Here is a 25,385-nt window from a genome sequence, read left to right as displayed (position 1 = left end):
GGGAGGCGGACCGTCTTCAGCGGGATGTCAGCCGGGGGTCAGCCGCACGCGACCGCCGGTGACGACGGCGGCGCGCCCGTCCCGATGAACCCGAACGACGTCGTCCCGCCGGCGGCGAGCGTGCCGTTCCAGCCGACGTTCGTCGCGGTCAGGACGCTCCCGCTCACGCTGGTCGTCGCGTTCCACGCCTGCGACAGGCCACCCGGCGCGAGGTCGAGCGTCACGGTCCAGCCCGAGACGCCGGAGGCGCCGGCCGTGACCGTGACCTCGCCCTGGTACCCGCCCTGCCACGACCCGGCCGTCCGGTAGGTCGCGGTGCAGGCCCCCGGCTCCGGGCCGCCGTCGTCCGCGAGCGTCGTGGCCTGCGCCCCCAGGGACACCGGCGAGAGGTTGCCCGCCGCGTCGCGCGCCCGCACCGTGTACCGGTAGGTCGTCTCGGGCGTGAGGTCCTCGTCCGTGAAGGTCGTGCGCGGCGTGGAGCCCACCACCTCCCCGTCGCGCAGCACGTCGTACGCGACCACGCGGACGTCGTCCGTCGACGCCGTCCACGCGAGCGACGCGGTCGTGGCCGTCGTCCCCGTCACGGCGAGGTCGGCCGGCGTCGTGGGCGCCTCGGTGTCCGGCTCCGTCGGGACGTCCTCGCCGAACAGGCGGTCGTAGTCGGCGAGCGCCGTCGCGACCGCGGTCTGGGCCCAGAACCGGTGGTACGTGAACTCCGGGGCCGGCCCGCCGTCGAGGTGCGCCTCGACCTTCGACCACTGCGGGTCGTCGAGGTAGAACGACCGCAGGTCGAGGAACGACGCGCCCGGCTCGATCACGTCGCCGTTCGGCATGGTCCCCGTCCACCCGGCCGGTACGTACGTCCCGTCGCCCGTGGTCGACGTCAGGACGTCGTCGAAGCGCGCGTAGTCCGCCCGCGTCTCGGTCGTCGCGACGCCGACCGGGTCGCTGTTCTGCTCCCAGATCGCGTCGAGCAGCTCGCGCGCGACCTGCTGCGCCGCGTCGTGCTGCGGGCCCTCGCCGCCGGCCGCGTAGTACATGAGCGAGCGCGCGAGCGCGCCGGCGACGCCGACGTCCTGGCCGTAGCCCGTCACCTCGACGCTCAGGCCCGCGTTGTCGCCCGGGTTCTCGGGGTCCCAGTCGTCGGGCTGGCCCGACCACGCGAGGTTGGACGGGATCTGCCAGGAGTCGTCCGTGACCGTGACGTGGTCCATCACCCACGGCACCCACCTGTCGAGGATCGCCTCGGCGCGCTCGTCGCCCGTCTCCTCGTAGAGCTGCGCGATGCGCTCGACCCCCCAGCCCTGCATGCCCATCCACGAGTTGGACGGCGGGTCGTGGTAGACGGGCGCCTCGGTGTACGCCATGCCGTAGAACGTCGCGACGTCGTCGGGGCGGTCGGCGTAGTGGCCGTCCCACGAGTTCGTGCTGCCGCCCGCGATCCCGCCCTCGGGCGACTGGAGCCACTGGAAGAGCTCGATCTGCCGGTCGAGGCTCGTGCCCCAGTCGTCGCTCGCCGTCGGCGACGCGGGCTGGAGCGCCGGGTCGTTCGCGAGCGCCCAGGCCGCCATCGGGTTCTGGTACCCGAAGTGCGCGTGGCTCGACCCGATGCGCCAGGCCCACGGGCCGGACGTGTCGAGCGCCCCGCCCCACGCGTAGTACCAGGACAGCAGGTAGTGCGCGCTGCTCCGGCCCGACCCCGCGGCGCACGACGTGGACTCGCAGCCCGGCGTCTTGAAGTACTTGTCGAACAGCGCGTAGCGCAGGTAGTCGCCCATCTTCGAGGCCTTGCCGACCGTGTCGGCGACGGCCTCGGGCTGGCCCTGCTCGGTCGCGAACTTGTTCGCCCAGTAGGCCGCCTCGACCGCGCGCGCGTCGGCGTCGGGCGCGTTGGTGTACTTCCACTGCTTCGCGTAGGACGCGTCGCCCGTGAAGAGGTCGAGGTAGCCGTTCTCGCCGCCGTAGCTGAAGTCGTCGATCGACGGCTGGGGCACCGTCTCCCAGACGGACTCCTGCGGGCCGCGCTGGAACGTGTTGATGTACGACGTGCCCTCGTGGTCCGGCCCGAGCAGCGTCGAGGAGCCCGGTGCGGCACCGAAGCCGTACACGTTGTCGACGTCCGCGAGCCAGTGCATTCCGTAGACCTCGGGCGTGCCGTAGGTCGACCGCAGCTCGGCCGCGATCGGGTCGGTGCCGACGGACACCGACGTGTCGAGCTGCGACGGGTACTGGCTCGGGTGGTTGAACTCCGGCGCGTACGTCGCGGGCTTGGCCGGGTCGTACGCCCCGTTGGTGGGCTGGTTCTCCGTGGTGGGGATCATGTACGCCTCGAGCGTGTCCCACGCGTGGTTGAACGGCTCCCAGTCACCGGTCACCTGACCGTACGACGTCTCGAGCCACAGCCAGAAGGAGTACGCCTCCGACGTCGTCTCGTGCCCGTAGTCCGGCGCCTCCACCATGAGCGTCTCGACCGCGTGGTACGGGATGCCCTGGGGCGAGAAGTAGCCGTTCGCGGGGTCGTGGACCTTCGCGTACAGCTCGAGGAACCGCTGCGTGTACTCGCCGTCGACGAGCGCCACGGCCGTGCCCGCCGTCGACGTGGACCGTGGTGCCGCAGGGTCGGCGCTCGCCGGCGGGACCGCGGCGAGGGCCGCGAGCACGACGCCCGCGGCGAGCGCGGCGGCCGTCGTACGCCGCCCCCGCGCGGCTCGCGCGTGCGGGGCGGTGGGTGGTGGCGCTGCGCGCCGGGACGTGCGTGGCATCGTGCTCCCTCTCGTCGTCGAGCCCCGCGGCGGCGGTCACGAGGACGCCGTCGTCGGCGTCCCCACCCCCGCGGGTCGATCGACTCTCGGCGGGGACGCCGGGCTCTCACAACGCGCGAAACGTTTCGGACGGCGCCGACCACGGCACGACCGTGCCGAGCGCGCGCGCCCGCCGACGCGCGAGCGCCACCCCGGCGCGGCGCAGGACCTCGAGCGCGTCCGGCGCCCCCGTGACGTCCCCCAGGTGCTCGACGACGGCGGACCCGCACGCCCCCGCCGCACGCACCGCCGCGTGGCGGGCGGCGTCGTCGGACACACCGTCGAGGAGCACGACGAGGTCGGTCGGCGCCAGCGCGCACAGCGAGCCCGCGGCGCCCAGCGCGCCGGCGAGCCGGTGCAGCGCGGGGACCGTCGGCGGCGCGTCGAGCCCGACGGCGAGCACGTGCGCGCCGTATCCCGGGACCCGCCCACCGCGACCGATCGCCTGCTCGAGCCGGTCGACGAACAGCGAGCGGTGCAGCACGCCCGAGTCGGGGTCGACGAGCGCCCGCCCGCGCAGCTCGCTGCGGTACCGCTCGACGTCGGACAGGACGGCGAGCGCGCCGACCATGCGGGCCGGGCGCCCGCCGGCGTCGAGCACGGTCACGGCACGGCAGCGGACCCGCACGTGCTCGCCGTCGGCGCACCGCAGCCGGTGCTCGACGTCGAGCGGCTCCGTCGTGCCCGCGAGCTGCGCGGCGACCGCGGCGTGGACGGTCTGCAGGTCCTCCGGGTGCACCCGGCCGAGCCACTCCTCGGGGTCGTCCCGGAGGTCGGCCACGTCGCAGCCCACGATGCGGGCCCACGCCGGCGACCAGCGCACGGTCCCCGTCTCGACGTCCCAGTCCCACGTCCCGTCGTGGGACGCGATGGACACGAGCGCGGCGCGCTCGGCCCCCGCCTCGACCTCGAGCGCCAGCGCGCGCACGCGCTCGGCCGAGTCGGCGAGCGCGTGCTGCTGCTCCTGCAGCGAGGTGACCAGGGCCTCCCGGTCCAGCGCGACCGCGAGCATGGCCGCCCAGTGGTTGTACCGCTCGCGGGTGCTCGTCGTGCGCGTGTCCACGAGGCCGCCCACCACGAGGAACCCCCAGTCGGACCGACCGAACGCGACCGGCGCGACGACCGTGAGCGACCGCGGGTCGAGGAGCTCGCGGGGAGGGAACTGCGCCGTCGCGAGGACCGACCCCGCGAGCCGTTCGACGGCCGTCCCACCGCCGCGGACGCCGACGACCCGCAGCACGCGGCGGCCGAAGCCGTCGTCGGCGTCCTCCCACAGCGCGAGCGCCGCCGTCCCGCCGACGCCGCGCGGCAGCCAGTCGAGGCGACGCAGCCCCTCCCCGTCGCCGCGCAGCAGGCCGAGGTCGACCTCGTAGAGGTCCACCAGGTCCTGCTCGAGCCGCCCCGTGCGCGCGACCGCGCCATGCGCGCACCCCCGGGCGACGGCGACGACCACCTCGGCCGCGGTCGCCCGGACGGCGTCGGCCCGCGTGACCGCGGAGCTCGCCGGGGGGTCCCGGTGGGTGCTGCGCGACAGCACGGTCCGACCGAGCTGGGACGCACGCACCACCGGGCGGCGCCGTCGCACCTCCCGGACGAGCGCGGCGACCTCGGCCTCGAGCGCGGGCACGATCTGCTCGAGCGCCTCCTGCGACGGGCGCAGCGCCGCGGTCCGGTCCGCGAGCGAGCGCAGCGCCGCCGCCGGGGGCACCACGCCCGACTCCGCGGCACCCCGGAGCAGGTGCCGCAGCACCAGGAGCCACGCGTCGACCGGAGCCGGGCGCTGGCCGCCGTCCGACGCGCGCCGGCGCTGGACGCCGCGCACGTCGGACCGCTCCAGGACGGAGGCGAAGACCACCCGGGCGACCTCGTCGAGGGGCCGGTCCGGGTCCGCGGGCGCCGACACGGCCGCCACCCGGGCGGCCGGTCCGCCGATGAGCTCGCCCTGCGTGCCCTCCAGGCACCCGCACGACTCGCGCCGGATGAGGGCCGCGCGACCCAGCCGGTGCTCCCGGCCGACGTTCTCCCCGCGTGCCCGCGCGACGAGCAGCTCGGCGACCCGCTCGCCGACCTGGTCGTGCAGCGGGTCGACGGTCGAGAGCCGGGGCCGCGCCCGCGCCCCCGAGTCGGCGTGGTCGAACCCGACCACGGCCTGCTCCGCGGGCAGCTCGAACCCGCTGGCCTGCAGGCCCCGCATGAAGCCGATGGCGTTGCGGTCGGTCGCGGCGAGCGTCGCCGTCGTCGGCAGGCCGCGGGACGCGAGCCGACGCGCGGCGGCCTCGGCGCTCGCCTCCTGGTTGTCGCGCGTGCGGTAGACCCACGAGGGAGAGAAGGCGAGGTCGTGCGCGGCCAGCGCCGCACGGTACGCGTCGTACCTCTCGAGCGTGTCGCGCTGCTCGGTGTTGCCGACGAACCCGATGCGGTCGTGACCGTGCTCCACGAGATGGTCGACGGCGGCGCGGACGCCACCCGCGTTGTCCGGGGACACCGCGGGCGCGCGCAGCCCGTCCGCGCGCACCCCCAGGAGCACGAGCGGGACGCCTGACGCGTCGAGCTCGCGCAGCTCGGCGTCGGCGAGCGCCGTCGTCATCACGACGAACCCGTCGAACGACGAGCGCCCCAGCAGGGGCCGCCGGCCCGGCGGTCCCGGGAACTCGTCGCGGTCGAGGTCCGCCGGGTAGGTCTGGAGGGCGACCACCCGGTGCCCGTGCGCCCGCAGGACCCGGGCGATCCCCGCCAGGGACCGCCCGAAGTAGAACCCTCCGACCACGGGGCACAGCACACCGAACGTCAGGTGCTCCCCCGCCTGTCTCGGGCGCCTCGTCGCGTCCGTCGACATCCTCGTCACCGTCCCCGTCACGTCATCGTCACCGAGTCCTGGTAGGCATCATGCACCCAAACCGGGCACAGTGTGGGAGCGTGACCACCAACTCGTCCCCGGGACCGGCCTCGCACGGCGCCGTCGGTCCGAGCGCACGGCGCATCACGATCACCGACGTCGCCCGTGCGGCGGGGGTGTCGATCGCCGTCGTCTCCTACGCCCTCAACGGCCGGCCGGGGGTGTCCGAGCGCACCCGCCGGCACGTCCTGCGCACCGCGGCCGACCTCGGCTGGCGGCCGAGCGCGGCCGCCCGCTCGCTGCGCTCCAGCGCCCGCAGCGTGGCGCTCCAGGTCGTCCACGCCGCCGAGGGGGCCGCCGGACCGAACCGCGCCCTGGCGCTCGCGGCGGGCATGCGTGCCGTCCTCACGGAGCACGACCTCGCCCTCGGCCTCGAGGTCACCGACGACCGCGACGAGGGCGCCCGGGAGCTCGAGGCAGGCTGGTCCGAGCGGCGGCACGCGGCGTACGTCGTGGTCGACGCCCACGCGCGCGACCCCCGGATCCGGGCAGCACGCGAGGCCGTGATCCCGCTCGTCGAGGTCACGCCCGGCCCGTCCGACCCTGCCACGCCCGGCGTGCGGACCTGGTTCGCGGGCGACGCGGACGCCCGCGCGGCCCGCTACCTCGTCGAGCTCGGCCACCGCCGGATCGCCGTCCTCGTCTCGGACGCGCAGGACGAGCTCGCGCGCACCCTGGTCGCGGCGGCGCGCGACGCGGGCGGCCCGGAGACCCGGGTCGACGTCGTCGAGTGCCGCACGTGGGAGGAGACGCGCTCGCGCGCGGCGCGGCTGGTCGCGCACGACTCGCGTCCCACCGCCGTGCTCACCGACACGGACGTCGCTGCGCTCGCCGTGCTCGAGGCCGGGCGGGGCCAGGGGCTCGAGGTGCCGTGGGACCTGTCGGTGCTGTCCGGCGAGGACTCCGCGACGTGCCGGCTCGTCGCGCCCGCGCTCACCGCCGTGCACCGGCCGTTCCAGCGGCTCGGAGCGCACGTCGCGGACGTCGTCGTCGCACGGCTGGGCCTCGGGCGCCCGGTCGCGCGCCCCGACGCCGACCCCGCCACGACCCGCCCGGCGGTCGATCGCGAGCGCCCGGCCGCGCGCCTCCTCCTGCGGGGGACGACCGCGCCACCGCGCGGCGCCTAAACGTTTCAGGCGGTAGCCGACGACGGCCCGGGTTCGTCACGTTGTCCCCGCCGGGCAGAGCCGCCCGGTGCGCGGACCCGTCCGCGCTCCCGGACCCTTGGAGGACCACGTGCCATCCCGATCCAGTCGACCGCGCAGGGGCGCGGCCGTCGTCGCGTCGCTCGCGCTGCTCGCCGCCCCGCTGGTCGCGGCCGCCGCGCCGGCGAGCGCCGCCGAACCTCGCGTGAGCAACCCGTTCGCCGGTGCCACGCAGTACGTCAACGAGTTCTGGTCCGCCAACGTCGCCGCCGCCGCCGACCGAGCCGGCGGCGATCTCGGGTCCCGCATGCGAGCCATCGCCGACGAGCCCACCGCGGTCTGGATGGACCGCATCAGCGCGATCGAGGGCAACGCCGACGGCCCGGGCCTGCGGCACCACCTCGACGCCGCGATCGCGCAGAAGCAGCCCGGCGTGCCGATGGTCTTCAACCTCGTGATCTACGACCTGCCCGGCCGCGACTGCTACGCGCTCGCGTCCAACGGCGAGCTCAAGCCGAACGCGACGGACATGGCGCGGTACGAGACCGAGTACATCGACGTCATCGCCGACATCCTCGACGACCCCGCCTACGAGGACCTGCGCGTCGTCGCGACCATCGAGCCGGACTCGCTGCCGAACCTCATCACGAACATCAGCACGCCCGACTGCCAGGCGTCGGCGCCGTACTACCGCGAGGGCGTGAAGTACGCGCTGGACGCGCTCCACGACGTCGGCAACGTGTACTCCTACATCGACGCGGCGCACGCCGGCTGGCTCGGCTGGCCGAGCAACGGCGGCCCGGCGGCGAAGCTCTTCAAGGAGGTCGTGCTGTCGACGGACGCGGGCTACGCGTCGGTCGCGGGGTTCGTCACGAACACGGCCAACTCCACGCCGCTGCACGAGCCGTTCCTCGAGGACGTCCAGCTCGGCAGCACGCCCGTGCGCTCGGCGAGCTTCTACGAGTGGAACGCCGACTTCGACGAGACCGACTGGACGGCGCACCTCTACGACCTGCTCGTGGCGGAGGGCTTCCCGACGTCGATCGGCATGCTCGTCGACACCTCGCGCAACGGCTGGGGCGGCGACGACCGCCCGACGGCGGTGAGCACGTCGACGACCCTCAACACCTACGTGGACGAGTCGCGCGTCGACCGGCGGATCCACCGCGGCGCGTGGTGCAACCCGGCCGGCGCCGGGATCGGCGAGCGCCCGCAGGCCTCGCCCGCGGGCTTCCCTGAGTCGCACCTGCACGCCTACGTGTGGGTCAAGCCTCCGGGCGAGTCCGACGGCGCGTCGTCCGACATCCCGAACGACCAGGGCAAGCGGTTCGACCGCATGTGCGACCCGACGTTCGTCTCGCCCAAGCTCGCCAACCAGCTGACCGGCGCCCTGCCTGACGCCCCGCTCGCGGGCCAGTGGTTCGAGTCCCAGTTCCGGATGCTCGTCGAGAACGCCTACCCGGCGATCGAGGGCGACGGGAGCGGCGGGCCGGCGGACACGACCCCGCCGTCGGTCCCGACGGGCCTCACGGCCGTCGCGACCACGACGACGTCGGCGAGCGTGAGCTGGACCGCGTCCACCGACGACCGCGGCGTCACGGGCTACACCGTGCTCGTCGACGGCGCGGCCGTGGGTACGACGGCCACGACCTCGTTCACGGTCACCGGCCTCGACGCGGGCACGTCCTACGCCGTGACCGTCCGCGCGCGCGACGCCGCGGGCAACGTCTCCGCCGCGTCCGCGCCGCTCACCGTGACCACGGACGAGGACGGCGGCCCCGGCGGCGACGACCAGGCGCCGTCCGCCCCGACCGGGCTGCGCGTCTCCGGCGTGACGACCTCCACGGTCGCGCTCGCGTGGAACGCGTCCACCGACGACACCGGCGTCACCGGCTACCGGGTCTTCCGGGACGGGACGCAGGTCGCGCAGGTGACCGCGACGTCGTACACGGACACCGGCCTCGCGGCGGGCACCGCGCACGTCTACGCGGTGCGGGCGTTCGACGCCGCGGGCAACGTGTCCGCCACGTCGGGCACCGTGACCGGCACGACGGCGCAGGACGGGGGCGGCACCCCCGGTGCGTGCACCGTCGCGTACACCGCGAGCTCGTGGAACACCGGCTTCACGGGGTCGCTGCGGATCACCAACGACTCCGCCGCCGCCCTGCAGAGCTGGACCCTGACGTTCTCCTTCGCGGACGGCCAGACGATCACCCAGGGCTGGTCCGCCCAGTACGCGCAGTCCGGCTCGACCGTCACCGTGACCCCCGCCGCGTGGAACACCACCCTCGGCGCGGGCGCGAGCGTCGAGGTCGGCTTCAACGGGTCCCACGCCGGGACCAACACCGAGCCCACGTCCTTCACCCTGAACGGCGCCGCCTGCACCGTCAGCTGACCTGAGACGACCGGCGGCCGGGGCTCTCACGCCCCGGCCGCCGGTCTTGCGACGTTCGATATCGATATCGACCCGGAGAGTGCACCCATGAGCAGCACCAGCTTCAGACGATCTCTCGCGACGACGCTCGCGACCACGGCGCTCGTCGCCGCGACCGTCCTCCCGGTCGCCACGACCGCGACCGCCGCCACCGAGCCGCTCGGCGACGCCGCGGCCAGGCACGGCAGGACCATCGGCTTCGCGCTCGACCCCGGCCGGCTCTCCGAGAGCAGCTACCAGGCGGTCGCCGACCGCGAGTTCTCGCTCGTCGTCGCGGAGAACGCGATGAAGTGGGACGCGACCGAACCCTCCCGGGGCTCGTTCTCCTGGGGGGCCGCGGACCAGGTCGCGAGCTACGCGGCCGCGCAGGGCGCGGACCTCTACGGGCACACGCTCGTGTGGCACCAACAGCTCCCCGGGTGGGTCCAGGGCCTGACGGGCGCGGACCTGCGTACCGCCATGACGGACCACGTCCGCGCCGTCGCCGGGCACTTCGCCGGCGACGTCGAGGCGTGGGACGTCGTCAACGAGGCCTTCGAGGACGACGGCTCCCGACGGCAGAGCGTCTTCCAGCAGCGGCTCGGAGACGGCTACATCGAGGACGCGTTCCGCGCCGCGCGGGCTGCCGACCCGGACGCCGACCTGTGCCTCAACGACTACAGCACCGACGGGATCAACGCGAAGAGCACGGCGATCTACGACCTCGTCGCCGACTTCACGTCTCGCGGTGTGCCGATCGACTGCGTCGGGTTCCAGGCGCACCTGATCGTCGGCCAGGTCCCGTCGACGCTGACCCAGAACCTCCAGCGGTTCGCCGACCTCGGCGTGGACGTGCGCATCACCGAGCTCGACATCCGCATGAACACCCCCGCCGACGCGTCGAGGCTCGCGCAGCAGGCGTCCGACTACGCGAAGGTCTTCCAGGCCTGCCTCGACGTCGACCGCTGCACGGGCGTGACGCTGTGGGGCATCACCGACAGGTACTCGTGGATCCCGGGCGTCTTCCCGGGTCAGGGCGCCGCGCTCGTCTGGGACGACGCGTACGCGCCCAAGCCCGCGTACGCGGCGATCGCCGAGGTCCTCGGCGCCCAGGACGACGGACCGGGCGGCGACGACCAGGCGCCGTCGGCCCCGACCGGCCTGCGAGTCTCCGGCACCACGACCTCCTCGATCTCGCTCGGGTGGAACGCCTCGAGCGACGACGTCGGCGTCGCGGGCTACCGCGTGTACCGCGACGGGACCCAGGTCGCCGAGGTCTCCGGGACGTCGTTCACCGACACCGGCCTCGCGGCGGGCGCCTCGCACGTCTACGCGGTGCGGGCGGTCGACGCGGCGGGCAACGCTTCCGCGACGTCCGGCACCGTGACCGGCGAGACCGCGGAGGTTGGCGGCGGACCCACCGGGGCCTGCACCGTCGCCTACGCGGCGAGCTCCTGGAACACCGGATTCACCGGGTCCCTCAGGATCACCAACGACTCGGCCGTCGCGCTGCACGGCTGGACCCTGACGTTCGCCTTCCCGGACGGGCAGACCGTCACCCAGGGCTGGTCCGCGCAGTACGCCCAGCAGGGCTCGAGCGTCACCGTCACGCCGGCGCCGTGGAACACCACGCTCGGCGCGGGTGCGAGCGTGGACGTCGGCTTCAACGGCTCCCACTCCGGGATCAACACCGAGCCGAGCTCCTTCACGCTCGACGGCGCCGCCTGCGACGTCGTCTGACCGACGAGCGACGTCCGGGGCGCGCAGGGGCCGCCCCGGGCGGCGTCCGCCCCTCGCCGCGGCGGAGGCTCCCACACCGTGGTGACCCGGCCGCGCCCCCGGCTCAGTCCGCGAGGACGGGGACGGGGGTGCCGTCGGCGGTGCGACCCACCACCACCACCGGCGGCAGGTCCGTCGAGCCGACCTGTGCGACGTCGGCCGCGTCGCGGGCCCAGGTCGACGGGTCCGGGCGCGGCCACGTGACCGTGGACCCCTCGACGCTCGTGCCGTCCACGGACGCGAGGACGTCGACCCGCACGACCTCGTTCCCGCCCGCCACCACGAGCTCGGGCCGCCGCTCGGCGTCGCCGCCGGGACCGCCGTCGAGCCACTGCGCGACGAGCGGCGGGACGCGTGTCGCCAGCGGCCACCCCGGCGCGACCTCGCCGCCCCCGAGCCGGTCCGTCCGCGGGTCGCCCGGCTCCTCGCCGTCGACGGCCTCCGGGGCCGGCCTCGAGGCGTAGACCTCCCACCACGCCCGGGGGTCCCCTGCGCTCGTCGTGACCGCGACGACCGCCAGGGGCGTGCCGTCGGAGAGCGCCGACCCGTCCCAGAGCGCCGCGACCGGCGGGTCGGCCCGGCGCCGCTCCTCCGTGCCGTGGTAGGCGCCCAGGAGCGCGCTCCAGGTCGGAGCCCCCGCGGCAGGATCGAGGAGCCGGCCCCACAGCGCGTCGAGGTCGGCCGTGGTCACCACGCCTCCGTCGGTGAACAGCAGACCCGGGCCGTCGCCGTCGGGGACGGCGCTCACCGAGGCCGCCCGGATCGCGCCACCGCGCTGGCCGACGAGGAGTCCGTCGTCGACGGGAACGGTCACGACGACCGGCACGTCGTCGTCCTCCCCCTCGGGATGCACGACCTCGAGGCCGTCCGGCTCCGCGCTGCGGGCGAGCGACTCGGCGAGCAGCAGCAGGCCGTCGTCGAGCTCGACGGTCGCGCGCGAGGGCCACCGCCGCTCGTCGCCGTCCGCGAGGATGCGGTAGGCGTCGGTGCGGTCTCCCTCGACGTCGACCGGCGCGAGGAAGCTCGCGACGTGGTCGCCCGAGCGGAGCGCGACGAGGCGGCCGGTGGGCGCGTCGCCGAGGCGGATCTCGTAGCGGCTCTCGAACGCGAGGTCGGCCGCGGGGACGTCCCCGGCCCACAGCACCTCGAGAGGCTCGTCGGCCGCGGGCGGCTCCTCCTGCCCGCCGACGTCCTCGCGCCGCCAGGCGTCGGCGGCCGCCTCGAGGTCCTCGGACGGCGCGCCGTCCTCGGTGAGACCGCCCCGGGTCGGGTAGCCCTCGAGCGTCGACGAGCTCACCGGCGCGTCGACGGGATCGGTGCCACCCCGCGCGACCAGCCAGAGGGTCAGCGCGCCGGCGAGCACGAGCACGACCGCTCCGCCGACCAGCACGCGTCCCCTGCGGCGCCGCCACCACGGGCTCTCCGACGTCGTCATGTCCCCTCCCTCGTCCGCGCCCGCCCACGCTAGCCGCGACAGGGCCCGGCCGGAGGCCCGGGCGATGGGGACCGCTCCCCATCCGCCGTGCGGCCTCGGCACCCCTGCCGCGCGAGCGGACGACGCGTCCCGCACCATGACCGGGTGCGACTGCGTCGGGTGTCCGTGTCCTCCCCCGGGTACTCGCGGCGCCCGAAGGGCGACTCCTGGGTGTTCCTCGACGTCGAGGGGCTCCCGCTCTCCGAGGAGGACGAGGTCGAGCGGTGCACGCGTCTCGCGGTCCCGCCGGCCTGGGCCGACGTCTGGATCTGCCGCTACCCCGACGGGCACATCCAGGCGTTCGGGCGCGACGTCGCCGGTCGGGGCCAGTACCTGTACCACGAGCAGTGGCAGGTGCGCCGTGCGCGGCGCAAGCACGACCACGTGCTCGACGTCGGCCGGCGCCTGCCCGCCGCCCGGCGCCGCGTCGCGCGCGAGCTCGCGCAGCCCGGCATGGGCCGCGAGAAGGTGCTCGCCCTCGCGTTCCGGCTGCTCGACCTCGCGTACTTCCGTGCCGGCGGCGAGATCTACGCCCAGCAGAACAAGAGCTACGGCCTGGCGACGATCCGCAAGGAGCACGCACGGGTCCGGCGCGACGGGAGCGTGCACTTCCACTACCCCGCGAAGTCGGGCCAGGTGCGCGACGTCGTCGTGGACGACCCGGTGGTCGCCGAGCTCGTCACGACGCTCAAGCGGCGCCGCGGCGGCGTCGAGCTGCTCGCGTGGCGCGAGGACGGCCCCGACGGGCGCGCCGCGTGGCACGACGTCACGAGCGCCGACGTCCAGGCGGGCATCAAGGAACGGCTCGGCGACGACGCGACGCCCAAGGACTTCCGCACCTGGCACGCGACGGTGCTCGCGGCGCGCGCGCTCGCGGACGCCGGGGCCGCGCCCGCCTCCGATCGGGCGCGGCGCAAGGTCGTCACGGGGATCGTCAAGGACGTCGCCGAGGAGCTGGGGAACACCCCCGCCGTCGCGCGGTCCTCGTACATCGACCCGCGACTGTTCGACCTGTGGGAGCGCGGCGAGACCATCGGCTCGACCCGCTCCCAGACGCGCGCCGAGCGCGAGCTCCTGGAGCTCCTCTCGTGAGGGCCGCGGTCACCGGCGTCACCGGCTACGTGGGCGGGCGGCTCGTGCCCGAGCTGCTGCGCGCGGGGTTCGAGGTGCGCGCGCTGGCACGGCACCCCGAGCGGCTCGCGGGGCGCGAGTGGGTGCACGACGTCGAGACGGTGGCCGCGGACGCCGCCGACCTCGAGCAGACCCGCGCGGCGCTCCAGGGCGCCGACGTCGCGTACTACCTCGTGCACTCGCTCGGCACCGGGAGCACGTTCGAGGCGCGCGACCGCCGCACCGCGCTCACGTTCGCGCGCGCGGCGCGCGAGGCGGGCGTCGGGCGGATCGTGTACCTCGGCGGGATGTTCCCGGACGTCCCGGAGGGCGGGCTCTCGCGCCACCTCGCCTCGCGCAAGGAGGTCGGCGAGATCCTGCTCGCCTCGGGCGTCCCGACGACGGTCCTCCAGGCGGCGGTGATCCTCGGTTCCGGGTCCGCGTCGTTCGAGATGATGCGCTACCTCACCGAGCGGCTCCCGGCCATGACGACGCCGAAGTGGGTCGACAACCGCATCCAGCCCATCGCGGTGCGGGACGTGCTGCGCTACCTCGTCGGGTCCGCGACGATGCCGCCCGACGTCTCGCGCGCGTTCGACGTCGGCGGGCCCGACGTCCTCACGTACCGCGACATGATGCAGCGCTACGCGCGGGTGGCCGGGCTCCCCCGGCGCGCGATCGTCAGCGTCCCGGTGCTCACGCCGAAGCTCTCGAGCCACTGGGTCGGGCTCGTCACGCCCGTGCCGTCAGGCATCGCGCGGCCGCTCGTCGAGTCGCTCCAGCACGAGGTCGTGTGCCGGGAGCACGACATCCGGCGGTACGTGCCCGACCCGCCCGAGGGCCTCCTCGGGTTCGACCGCGCCGTCGAGCTGGCCCTGGAACGCATCCACGACGGCGAGGTGGTGACGCGCTGGTCGTCCGCCTCGGTGCCGGGAGCGCCGTCGGACCCCCTGCCGAGCGACCCCGACTGGGCCGGCGGCTCGCTGTACGTCGACGAGCGGCGGACGGTCGTCGACGCGCCGCGCGACGTGCTCTGGCGCGTCGTCGAGGAGATCGGCGGGCAGGGCGGCTGGTACTCGTGGTCGCTCGCGTGGCGCGTGCGCGGGCTCCTGGACCGCGCCGTCGGCGGGCCCGGGCTGCGCCGCGGTCGACGCGACGAGCGGCACCTGCGCGTGGACGACGAGCTCGACTGGTGGCGGGTCGAGGCGATCGAGCCGGGCCGTCGTCTGCTGCTCCGGGCCGAGATGCGCCTGCCGGGGCTCGCCTGGCTCGAGCTGCGCGTCGACGAGGCGGCCGCGGAGCTCCCGGACGCCACCGACCCCGACGCACCCGGGCCGTCGCCCGACGACGCGAGCGGATCCGGCCGGACGTACTTCGCGCAGCGCGCGCTGTTCTACCCGCACGGCCTCGCGGGCCAGCTCTACTGGTGGGCGGTCAAGCCCTTCCACGGCGTCGTGTTCGGCGGGATGCAGCGCAACGTCGCCGCGGCGGCAGAGCGCGCCGCGCGCGACGGCGAAACGTTTCAGGGCCGCGCACGTCCTTGACCCCGGCTCCGCCGCCTCCGGACAGTGTCGACGACCTGCGTCGACGCGGACGCAGCCGGACCGAGAGGCAGCCATGCACCCACGACCCACCGCGGTCCTCGCCGCGGGCGCCCTGCTCGTCGCGAGCCTCGCGGCCACGACCCCGGCCTCGGCCGCGCCCGACCCGACGCCGGTCCCGGCAGCGGCCGCCGCTGCCGCCGCCGAGCCGAACTACGCCGAGGCACTCCAGAAGTCCCTCTTCTTCTACGACGCCCAGCGCTCGGGCGACCTCCCCGACGACTTCCGCGTGAGCTGGCGCGGCGACTCCGCGCTCGACGACGGCGCCGACGTCGGGCTCGACCTCACGGGCGGCTGGTACGACGCGGGCGACCACGTGAAGTTCGGGCTGCCCATGGCGTTCACCACGACGATGCTCGCGTGGGGCGCGATCGCGAGCCCCGACGGGTACGCGGCGTCGGGCCAGCGGGACGAGCTGCTCGACTCGCTGCGCTGGGTCAACGACTACTTCATCAAGGCCCACCCCGAGCCGGACGTGCTGTACGCGCAGGTCGGCGACGGCGACGCGGACCACAAGTGGTGGGGCCCCGCCGAGGCGATGCAGATGGCTCGGCCGGCGTACAAGGTCGACCGGTCCTGCCCCGGGAGCGACGTCGCGGGCGAGACCGCGGCGGCCATGGCCGCGTCGTCGATCGTCTTCGCGGACGACGACCCGGCGTACGCGGCCGAGCTCGTGGAGCACGCCGAGCAGCTCTACGCCTTCGCCGACACGTACCGCGGCAAGTACTCCGACTGCGTGCCCGTGGGCGCGTTCTACAACTCGTGGTCCGGCTACCAGGACGAGCTCGTCTGGGGCGCGGCCTGGCTCTACGAGGCGACGGGCGACCCGGCGTACCTCGCCAAGGCCGAGCAGGAGTACGCCGGTCTCTCCCGCGAGAACCAGACGAGCACGCCGTCGTACCGCTGGACGATCGCGTGGGACGACAAGACGTACGGCGCGTACGCGCTGCTGGCCCAGGCCACCGGCAAGCAGCAGTACGTCGACGACGCGAACCGGTGGCTCGACTACTGGACCACCGGGTACCAGGGGTCGCGCGTGCGGTACTCCCCCGGCGGGCAGGCGTTCCTCGACTCGTGGGGCTCGCTGCGCTACGCCGCGAACACGGCGTTCGTCGCGCTGACCTACGGCGAGTGGCTGCTGGGTCGCGGCGACACGACCCGCGCGCAGACGTACCAGGACTTCGGGGAGCGCCAGATCGGCTACGCGCTCGGCGACAACCCGCGGGGTGCGTCGTACGTCGTCGGGTACGGCGAGGACTCCCCGCAGAACCCGCACCACCGCACCGCGCACGGCTCGTGGCTCGACTCGCTCGCCGAGCCGGTCGCGACGCGGCACGTCCTGTACGGCGCGCTCGTCGGGGGCCCCGGCGCACCGGACGACGCCTACACGGACAGCCGCTCGGACTACGTCGCGAACGAGGTCGCCACGGACTACAACGCCGGCTTCACGTCGGCGCTCGCATTCCTCGTCGGCGAGCACGGGGGCGCCCCGCTCGCCGACTTCCCGCAGCCCGAGGCCCCGGACCAGGACGAGTTCTTCGTCGAGTCGCGCCTCAACCAGCCCGGCACCGCGTTCACGGAGATCAAGGCCGTCCTGCGCAACCGGTCGGCGTTCCCGGCGCGCGTGCTCGACGACGTCCGCCTGCGGTACTGGTTCACGCTCGACGACGGCGCCGACCCGGCGACCCTGCGCGCCACGACGAACTACTCCGAGTGCCCCGGCGCGACGGCGGACGTCGGCCACGCAGGCGGCGACCAGTACTTCGTCGAGATCGACTGCTCGGGCTCGGTCGTGTACCCCGGGGGCCAGTCCCAGCACCGCCGCGAGGTGCAGTTCCGCGTCACGGCGGACGTCTGGGACGCCTCCGACGACTGGTCCTTCGCGCAGGTCGCGACCGGCGACGCCCTGACGAAGAACGCGCGCATCACGCTGTACGAGGGCGACGAGCTGCTGTGGGGCGACGAGCCGTCGGCGGGGCCGGTCGAGCCGGACACCACGCCGCCGTCGAGTCCGGGGGTTCCGACGGTCTCCGGCGTCACCGCGACCGGAGCGTCCGTCGCGTGGGCGCCGTCCTCGGACGCGGGCAGCGGCGTCGCCGGGTACGACGTGCTGCTCGACGGCGTGCGGGTCGCGACCGCGTCGGGCACCACCCACACGCTGACGGGACTCGCGCCCGAGACGACCTACCGCGTCGCCCTCGTCGCGACCGACCGGGCCGGGAACGCCTCCGCGCCCGGGCCGGCGGCGGCGTTCACGACCCCGGCGACGCCGACGGGTCCCGCGACCGGCGCCTGCGCCGTCCGCTGGTCGTCGAGCGACTGGGGCTCCGGCGGGACGGTGACCCTCCGGCTCACGAACACGGGCACGACGGCGCTCGACGGGTGGGCGCTCGCGTTCACCTTCCCGTCCGGGCAGACCGTGACGAACGGCTGGAGCGCCACCTGGACGCAGTCCGGCCCCGACGTCACCGTGCGGTCCGCCGCCTGGAACGGGACGCTCGCCCCCGGTGCGTCCGTGGAGGTCGGCGCGAACGTCGCGCACGGCGGCGTGAGCACGCCGCCCTCGCGGTTCACGCTGGTCGACGGGTCGGGCGGGACGGAGTGCACCGTCGGGTGAGCCCTCGCCCACGAGCGTCGCTCGCGCCGGGACGCTGCTCCCCGGCGCGAGCGACGGTCACCTGCGGCGGCGGAAGGTCAGCGGCTCCTCGACGAACGGCTCCCACGCCGCACGCTCGGCCTCGGTGATGCGGCGGGGCGCCCCGGTCGCCGCGTCGACCACGACGATCGTCGTCACCGCCTTCGCGTAGGGGGCGCCGCCCGAGGTGGGGCCGGTGCGCTCGAAGCGCGCGGCGCCGTCGTGTACCTCGTAGCAGACCTGGAGGCTCGCGCCGCCGAGGTGCCCGATCCACAGCTCGACCCGCACGGGCGTGCGGGTGAAGCCGAGGGGGCGCAGGTACTCGATCTCCTGCCGCGCGACGAGCGTGTGGCTCGTCGCGGCCGGCCCGGTCTCCAGGACCGCCGTGGGCCAGGCGTCCTCGCCGGCGTCCGGGTGGGTCCAGAACGCCGTGATGCGCGCGTCCTCCAGCAGCCGGAACATCTCGACGTTGTTCACGTGCGCGTACGCGTCGAGGTCCGACCACCGCAAGGAGACGGGGACGTGCAGGCGGGTCATGGAGGGTCCTCTCGCTCGACGGCTGGCGCGACCATTCTCCTCCGACCGCCGACCACGACCTTCCGCGCCGTCGAGCACGACGTTGCTGTCGTTCTCGGCCCGATTTCGAGAGCAACCTCGTGTTCGGCGGGGAGGCGGGGCGTCAGGACGCGGCGACGAGGGCCGCGGCGCGGCAGCTCGCGAGCGCCGACAGCTCCTCGCCCACCGGGAGCCGCACGAGGCGGTCGGCGACCTGGCCGACGGCGTCGCGCAGCCGGCGTCGGGCCCGCGCGGCGCGGCGTCGCCCACCCACCGCCGCGGCCGCGCGCGAGAGGAGCGCGACGACGACGCCGACGACGACCCCTCCGAGCACGAGCAGCGTCGGCCACGGCATCTCGAGCGCACCGGGGCCCCCGAGCGTCAGGACCGGCGTCGGCGGCTCGGGCAGGCGCAGGTAGGTGAACCCCCACAGCGCGGCGAGCCACAGCAGCCCGACGACGAGCGCCGCGAGCACGAGCCACTGGAAGGCGCCGACGACGCGCCACCACACCGGTCGGCGCGACGCCTCGAGCTCCGTCCCGGCGACCGCCTGGTCGAGCGCGTCCGCGAGGTCCGCCGCCCCCTCGGAGGCCCGACGCCGCACGGCCAGCGCCCAGTCGTCCGGCACCCCCGCGGTCGCGTCGCTCGCGTAGTCGCGCACGGCCGTCTGCGCTCCCGCGCGGAGCGCGGCGGGGACCGCGGGCAGCGAGGTGCGCGCGAGCTCGGGACGGGCCTCGCCGTCCCCGGCGCCGAGGTCCTTCGTAGCACGGGCCCGGGCCGACCCGGGCGCGGGGCCGGTACGGAGCCCGATGCGGCGCAGCGGGTCGGGCCGGAACCGCCCGACCCAGCGCGTGACAGGCCAGCCCGTCGCGGCGCGCGCGTCCCGGACGGCCGAGCCCCGCACGGCCGCGACGACCGTCGGCACGCCCGCGGCGGCCTCGAGCGCGTCCACGAGACCGTCGCGCGCCCGGCGTGCGGCGCGCTCCGGGACGGGCTCGCCGCACGCGGCGGCGACGCGCCGGGCCACGGCACGCACGTCGGCCGCGAGCCGGTCGTTCGCGGCCCGCCGCCGGGCCGCGGCGTCCGCGAGCAGGCCGCGCAGCTCGTCGAGCCCCTGCCCCGTGCGCGCGGAGACCCCGAGGACGCGCGCGTCGCCGAGCCCGTCCTCCGCCGCGAGCCGGCGCAGGTCCGCGAGGCACGCGTCCGCGTCGGCGGGCGAGAGCCGGTCGACCTGGTTGAGCACGAGCACGACGACCGAGCCGTGTCCCGCGAGCGGGCGCAGGTAGCGCTCGTGCAGCGCGGCGTCCGCGTACTTCTGCGGGTCGACGACCCACACGAGCAGGTCCGCGCGCTCCACGAGGCGCTCCGCGCGCACGCGGTGCTCGACGACCACCGAGTCGTGGTCGGGCAGGTCGAGCAGCACGAGGCCGTTCGTGACCTCTCCCGCGCGCCGGCCCCGCAGCAGGCCGCGCAGCCCGCCGCCCGCCCGCGCGTCGTCCGGGTCCCCCGACGTGAGCGGCGTGCCCATCTCGTGCCGGCGCCGCACCTCGAGCCAGTCGAGGAGGGCCCCGGCGCCCGCCGCGCCGGGGGTGCCACCGGGTGCCGCGCCGCCCGCCGGGTGCGCCCCGCCCGTCCCCCACACGGCCGCCAGGGGGTGCGACGTGGTCGGGCGCTGGACCCCGACCGCCGCGAGCTCGTCCCCGGCGAGCGCGTTGAAGACCGACGACTTGCCCGAGCCCGTCGCACCGGCGAGCGCGACGACGGTGTGGTCGGCCGAGAGGCCCGCGCGCTCGCGGGCCCGGGCGACGACGGTGCGTGCGTCGGCGAGCAGGTCGGCGTCGAGGCGGCCCTCGCCGGCACGGACGGCGGTCTCGAGCGCGGTCGTGCGCGCCGCGAGGTCGATCGTCATGCGCGCTCACCGCCCAGCAGCCGTCGCCAGAACCCGGGCCGACGTCGCGGTTCGTCGTCGCCGTCGGGGACGCTCGCCGGAGCGTCGTCCGGCGACGTGCTCCAGCCCGCGCCCCGCAGGAGCCGCGCCGCGTGCCGCCCCGCGGCCGGTCGGCCCGCGTCCTGGTCGCGCCCGCGCGCGGTGCGCTCGACCCGCGCCGCCGCCTCGACCGCCCGGGCGGCCTCGCGCACGGTGCGCGCCGTCTCGTCCGCCTCCGCGGTGCCGAGCGCGTCGAGCTGGGCCGTGTAGCGCCGCGCCTCGTCGTCGAGCACGGCACGCACCCGCTCGGCGAGGCGGTCCCGCGCCGTCCGCGTGAGCCGCCGGACGGCGTCGTCGCCGAACACGGCCTCGAGGAGCTTCTGCGCGAGGATCGCCGTCCCGCCCGCGATGCCGACCTCCGCGCCGGTGAGGCCGCCCGTCGACGCGAACACCACGACCATGAGGCTCAGCCCGAGCCCGTTGATCCCGAACGACAGCGCCCGCGCCGCCCCGCGCTTGCCCGCGCCCTGCTCGCGCACCAGGTCGAGGACGTCGGACTGCCACCCCCGGATCTCCTCCGCGACCCGTGTCCGCACGCCCGCGGACGACCGCGAGAGGTCGAGCCCGTCCAGCAGCGCCGTGCCCGCCGGGTCGGCGCGCCACCCGCCGTACGCGCGCTCGGCGGCCGCGTCCGTCGCGTCGAGCACGACGGCCTCCAGCCCGTGCGCGATCGCCTGCTCGACCTGAGGCGCCTGCGCCGGGCGCCCGCGGAAGAACGCCGCGACGGCGTCGCGCACGCGCCCGACCCCCTGCTCCACGGACCGGAACAGCTCGCTCGTCCCGACGAAGTCCTGCCAGCGCGCGAGCACCTCGCCGCGCAGCAGCGCCCCGTCGCTCGTCGCGGCGTCCACGGTCGCCGCCGCCTCGTCGTACGCGCGCCCGACGACGGCCCGCAGGCGCGCGTCGGACGTCGCCTGGGCGTCGGCGGCCCCGGCCACGAGCACGGCCCGGCGCACGAGGTCGTCCACGACGCCGTCCCGCGTCGCGGTCGCGACCCGGTCGCGCGCGTCCCCGTCGGCGCCCAGCGCGGACAACCACGACGCGACCTCCGCGACCGAGGGCTCCGGGAGGAAGCCGTCGACCAGCTCGGACTCCCCCACCGCGAACAGCGGAGCGGCGTCCAGCCCGTTCTCGTCCATCATGCGGCGCAGGTCGTCGGCCACGGCCTCGGCGCCCGGGTCGACCCGGTCGAGCACGATCGCGACCTGCGCGCGCCGCTCGGCCGCACGGTGCAGCAGGTCCCACGGGACCGCGTCGGCGTAGCGCGCGGCCGTCGTGACGAAGAGCCACAGGTCCGCCGCGGCGAGGAGCTGGGCCGCGAGCTCGCGGTTCGCCGTCTCCACGGAGTCGACGTCGGGCGCGTCCACGAGCGCGAGGCCCTGCGGCAGCGCGTCGCTCGCGACGAGCCGCAGCGTGCGTGTCGGGTCGGGCTGCACCGCCACGGTCCCGCCCGGGGCCGCGTCGCCGCCAGGACGCGACCCGTGCTCGCTCACGCGCGCGAGACCCGGCAGGACGCGGTCGGTCGAGAACCAGCGCTCGTCGAGCGGGTGGTGGACGAGGACGGGCGCGCGCGTCGTCGGACGCAGCACGCCGGGCGCCGACACGTGCTCGCCGAGCAGGGAGTTCACGAGCGTGGACTTCCCCGCGCCGGTCGACCCGCCCACCACGACGAGCAGCGGCGCGGCGTGCGAGCGCAGGCGCGGCAGCAGGTAGTCGTCGAGCTGGTGCACCGCGAGGTCGAGGTCCTCGCGCGCGGTCGCCGCGCCCGGGAGATCCAGCGGCAGCCGCGCGGCGGCGAGCCGGCCGCGCAGGATCTCCAGGGACTCGACGAGCCCGGCCGTCGCCGCGGCGCCCGCGGCGACCGAGCCACCCGGGGCGGTGCCGTCCCGTGCCACGGCGTCCCCGGCGGACACGCCCGCGCGGACCGCGTCGTCTCCGGGGTCACCGCTGGCCGTCATCCCGCCAGTCTGCCGGAACGCCGCTGGTCAGGCCCGGTGTGACACGGTCGGACCCCTGCCACACCGCGCGAGGTTGACCCGCCCGGCAGCGGATCGGCCCTCCGAGGGTCGATCTGGAACGCACGGGCCGATCTCGCGGTCGTGGCTCACTCCCCGAGGCGGCGCCGGAGCCACGCGACCCCGACCTCGGCCTGCGCCCGCTGGAACGCCCGCACGTGCGGGATGCCCGGTGGCGCCGGGTCGAGCGAGGACGCGAGGAAGTACCCGGTGAGCGCCGCGAGGTAGCAGGTCACGGCGTCGGGGTCGACGTCGCGCGGCAGCGGGTGGCGGCGCAGCACCTCCTCCGGTGGCGGCCCGCCCTCGACCTGCACGGCCGGGAGCATGCCGACGACGTCGCAGAACGCGGCGCCGCGCGCGACGTACGGCCAGTCGACGGCGACGGCGACGGGCCCGTCCCCGGCGCGCTCGCCGCGGACCGAGATCCCGAGAGCCGCGCGGTCCACGAGCAGGGCGTTGTCGCCCCGGAGGTCGCCGTGGACGAGGTGGTCGCCCACGGTGGCCTCGGGCCACGGCTCGGCGAGCGCGGCGAGCCGGTCGAGCCGGGCCGCGACCCACGGGTCGTACGTGCCCAGGCCCAGCGGACGGCGGTCCGCCAGGTCCTCCCACTCGCGCCACTCGACGGTCTCGGCGAACCGCGGGATCGGCGCGTCCCCGGAGACCTCGACCTGCGCGACGCGGCGCGCGAGGTCCGCCACCGCGGCGAGCTCGTCGTCCCGCCACGGCGTGGCGACGGACCGGCCGGGCACGGCGTCGAACGCGAGCGCGACCCACTCGCCGGCCCCGTCGAGGTCGTCGTCGAGGACCCACCGGAGCTTGGGCGCCGGGGCTTGCGCGGGCAGCGCCGCGGCGACGCGCGCCTCGAGCCGGTACAGGTCGCGGGTGAACGCGTGCTCGGGTCCGACCGCCTTGACGAACACGTCCCCGCCGCTCGTCCGCAGCGTCGACGCGAGCCCCTGCGAGTAACCGCCGTCGTGGCTCGTCCACCCCGAGACGACGGCGCCCAGCCGTGCCTCGACGGCGGCGCGCACGGGCTGCGGGAGGTCGGGCCAGGTGGGGCGTACGCGTGCGGGCGCCAGGTCGAGGGTCATGCCGCGCGATCCTGCCGAGGGGCCGAGGGCGGCGTCAACGGGATTCCGCGCCCTGGAGCCGCACGGACGCGGAACCCGCGGACTTCCGGACCCCACGAGCACCCGGGTACGCCGACGCCGGGCGGGAACGAGTCCCGCCCGGCGTCGTGGACGACCGAGGTCGCGACGTCAGTCGCGCGTGAGCTTGCGGTACGTCACGCGGTGCGGACGGGCCGCGTCGGCGCCGAGACGCTCGACCTTGTTCTCCTCGTAGGACGCGAAGTTGCCCTCGAACCAGTACCAGTTCGCCGGGTCCTCCTCCGTGCCCTCGTACGCGAGGATGTGCGTCGCGACCCGGTCGAGGAACCACCGGTCGTGGGACACCACGACGGCGCAGCCGGGGAACTCGAGCAGCGCGTTCTCGAGCGAGCCCAGGGTCTCGACGTCGAGGTCGTTCGTCGGCTCGTCGAGCAGCAGGAGGTTGCCGCCCTGCTTGAGCGTGAGCGCGAGGTTCAGACGGTTGCGCTCACCGCCGGACAGCACGCCCGCGGGCTTCTGCTGGTCCGGGCCCTTGAACCCGAACGACGCGACGTACGCGCGCGACGGGATCTCGACGTTGCCGACCTTGATGAAGTCGAGCCCGTCGGACACGACCTCCCACAGCGTCTTCTTCGGGTCGATGCCGCCGCGGGACTGGTCGACGTACGAGATCGAGACGGTCTCGCCGACCTTGAGGTCCCCGCCGTCCAGCGGCTCGAGCCCGACGATCGTCTTGAAGAGCGTCGTCTTGCCGACGCCGTTGGGGCCGATGACGCCGACGATGCCGTTGCGCGGCAGCGTGAAGCTCAGGCCGTCGATGAGCTGGCGACCGTCGAAGCCCTTCTGCAGGCCCTTCGCCTCGAGGACCAGGTTGCCCAGGCGCGGGCCCGGCGGGATCTGGATCTCCTCGAAGTCGAGCTTCCTCGTGCGCTCCGCCTCGGCCGCCATCTCCTCGTACCGGGCGAGGCGAGCCTTCGACTTGGTCTGGCGGCCCTTCGCGTTGGACCGGACCCACTCGAGCTCCTCCTTGAGGCGCTTGGCGAGCTTCGCGTCCTTCTTGCCCTGGACCTGGAGGCGCTCGCCCTTCTTCTCGAGATAGGTCGAGTAGTTGCCCTCGTAGGGGTACAGGCGGCCGCGGTCGACCTCGCAGATCCACTCCGCGACGTGGTCGAGGAAGTACCGGTCGTGGGTGACGGCGAGGATCGCGCCCGGGTACGTCGCGAGGTGCTGCTCGAGCCACAGCACGGACTCGGCGTCCAGGTGGTTCGTGGGCTCGTCGAGCAGCAGGAGGTCCGGCTTCTCGAGCAGGAGCTTGCACAGCGCGACGCGGCGACGCTCACCACCGGAGAGCACCGACACGTCGGCGTCCGGCGGCGGGCAGCGCAGCGCGTCCATCGCCTGCTCGAGCTGGGAGTCGAGGTCCCACGCGTCCGCGGCGTCGATGGCCTCCTGCAGCGTGCCCATCTCCGCGAGGAGAGCGTCGAAGTCGGCGTCGGGCTCCGCCATGAGCGCGGAGATCTCGTCGAAGCGCTGCTTCTTGGCGAGGATGTCCGCGACGGCCTCCTGGACGTTGCCGAGGACCGTCTTCTCCTCGTTGAGCGGCGGCTCCTGGAGCAGGATGCCGACGGTGTAGCCCGGGGAGAGCCGCGCCTCGCCGTTCGACGGCGTGTCCAGGCCGGCCATGATCTTGAGGATCGTGGACTTCCCGGCACCGTTGGGGCCCACGACGCCGATCTTGGCGCCGGGCAGGAAGTTCAGGGAGACGTCGTCGAGGATGACCTTGTCTCCGTGCGCCTTGCGCGCCTTGTACATGGAGTAGATGAACTCAGCCACAGCCTGTCGTTCCACCGTTTCGGTCGGGAGAG

At 75.3% G+C, this 25,385-nt stretch carries 14 protein-coding genes; 6 read left to right on the top strand and 8 right to left on the bottom strand.

Annotated features, from left to right (window positions below):
* Positions 1-38: 38 nt before the first annotated feature.
* Positions 39-2,762 (bottom strand): glycoside hydrolase family 48 protein, encoded by a 2,724-nt coding sequence (locus tag JOE63_RS09610; RefSeq protein ID WP_087471670.1) that lies wholly within the window; start codon positions 2,760-2,762, stop codon positions 39-41.
* 106 nt (positions 2,763-2,868) lie between these two features.
* Positions 2,869-5,568 carry a substrate-binding domain-containing protein gene (locus tag JOE63_RS09605; RefSeq protein WP_204540955.1) on the bottom strand — a complete coding sequence of 900 codons (2,700 nt, stop codon included), beginning with the start codon at positions 5,566-5,568 and terminating at the stop codon, positions 2,869-2,871.
* A 149-nt stretch (positions 5,569-5,717) separates the two neighbouring features.
* Here JOE63_RS09605 and JOE63_RS09600 point away from each other — a divergent pair, with 149 nt between their 5' ends.
* From JOE63_RS09600 to JOE63_RS20995, 3 genes are all read left to right on the top strand, one after another.
* Complete coding sequence (locus tag JOE63_RS09600) at positions 5,718-6,824, top strand: LacI family DNA-binding transcriptional regulator (protein WP_167551052.1); 1,107 nt, start codon at positions 5,718-5,720, stop codon at positions 6,822-6,824.
* A gap of 109 nt (positions 6,825-6,933) precedes the next feature.
* A complete protein-coding gene (locus tag JOE63_RS09595) occupies positions 6,934-9,237 on the top strand; it encodes a glycoside hydrolase family 6 protein (protein ID WP_204540952.1) in 2,304 nt (767 codons plus the stop codon).
* Positions 9,238-9,324: 87 nt separating this feature from the next.
* A complete protein-coding gene (locus JOE63_RS20995; RefSeq protein WP_239576676.1) occupies positions 9,325-10,995 on the top strand; it encodes an endo-1,4-beta-xylanase in 1,671 nt (556 codons plus the stop codon).
* 103 nt (positions 10,996-11,098) lie between these two features.
* On the opposite strand, the gene JOE63_RS09585 is transcribed toward JOE63_RS20995, so the two are convergent.
* A complete protein-coding gene (locus tag JOE63_RS09585) occupies positions 11,099-12,469 on the bottom strand; it encodes a hypothetical protein (RefSeq protein ID WP_204540949.1) in 1,371 nt (456 codons plus the stop codon).
* A 144-nt stretch (positions 12,470-12,613) separates the two neighbouring features.
* Here JOE63_RS09585 and JOE63_RS09580 point away from each other — a divergent pair, with 144 nt between their 5' ends.
* From JOE63_RS09580 to JOE63_RS09570, 3 genes are all read left to right on the top strand, one after another.
* A complete protein-coding gene (locus JOE63_RS09580; RefSeq protein WP_204540946.1) occupies positions 12,614-13,600 on the top strand; it encodes a DNA topoisomerase IB in 987 nt (328 codons plus the stop codon).
* Positions 13,597-15,162 (top strand): SDR family oxidoreductase, encoded by a 1,566-nt coding sequence (locus JOE63_RS09575; RefSeq protein WP_307840017.1) that lies wholly within the window; start codon positions 13,597-13,599, stop codon positions 15,160-15,162. The genes JOE63_RS09580 and JOE63_RS09575 overlap by 4 nt, the downstream gene beginning before the upstream one ends.
* Positions 15,163-15,235: 73 nt before the next feature.
* Entirely contained in the window at positions 15,236-17,836 is a 2,601-nt protein-coding gene (locus JOE63_RS09570; RefSeq protein WP_204540940.1) for a glycoside hydrolase family 9 protein, read from the top strand.
* Positions 17,837-17,893: 57 nt separating this feature from the next.
* On the opposite strand, the gene JOE63_RS09565 is transcribed toward JOE63_RS09570, so the two are convergent.
* The 5 genes from JOE63_RS09565 to ettA form a co-directional block, all read right to left on the bottom strand.
* Positions 17,894-18,391 (bottom strand): acyl-CoA thioesterase, encoded by a 498-nt coding sequence (locus tag JOE63_RS09565; protein ID WP_087471661.1) that lies wholly within the window; start codon positions 18,389-18,391, stop codon positions 17,894-17,896.
* Between the two features lie 142 nt (positions 18,392-18,533).
* Positions 18,534-20,318, bottom strand: a complete 1,785-nt coding sequence (locus JOE63_RS09560) for a GTPase (protein ID WP_204540937.1) — start codon at positions 20,316-20,318, stop codon at positions 18,534-18,536.
* On the bottom strand, positions 20,315-22,354 hold the full coding sequence (locus tag JOE63_RS09555) for a dynamin family protein (protein ID WP_204540934.1): 2,040 nt from the start codon (positions 22,352-22,354) through the stop codon (positions 20,315-20,317). The genes JOE63_RS09560 and JOE63_RS09555 overlap by 4 nt, the downstream gene beginning before the upstream one ends.
* Positions 22,355-22,500: 146 nt before the next feature.
* The gene (locus tag JOE63_RS09550; RefSeq protein ID WP_204540931.1) at positions 22,501-23,502 is read right to left on the bottom strand and encodes a phosphotransferase; all 1,002 of its coding nucleotides are present in this window, start codon (positions 23,500-23,502) and stop codon (positions 22,501-22,503) included.
* Between the two features lie 168 nt (positions 23,503-23,670).
* On the bottom strand, positions 23,671-25,353 hold the full coding sequence (ettA, locus tag JOE63_RS09545; protein WP_087471658.1) for an energy-dependent translational throttle protein EttA: 1,683 nt from the start codon (positions 25,351-25,353) through the stop codon (positions 23,671-23,673).
* Positions 25,354-25,385: the final 32 nt, after the last annotated feature.

Source organism: Cellulosimicrobium cellulans (genome assembly GCF_016907755.1).
Lineage (GTDB): Bacteria > Actinomycetota > Actinomycetes > Actinomycetales > Cellulomonadaceae > Cellulosimicrobium > Cellulosimicrobium cellulans_D.
The sequence above is the reverse complement of the archived record's forward strand: the minus strand, read 5'-3'. Positions and strand labels throughout refer to the sequence as shown.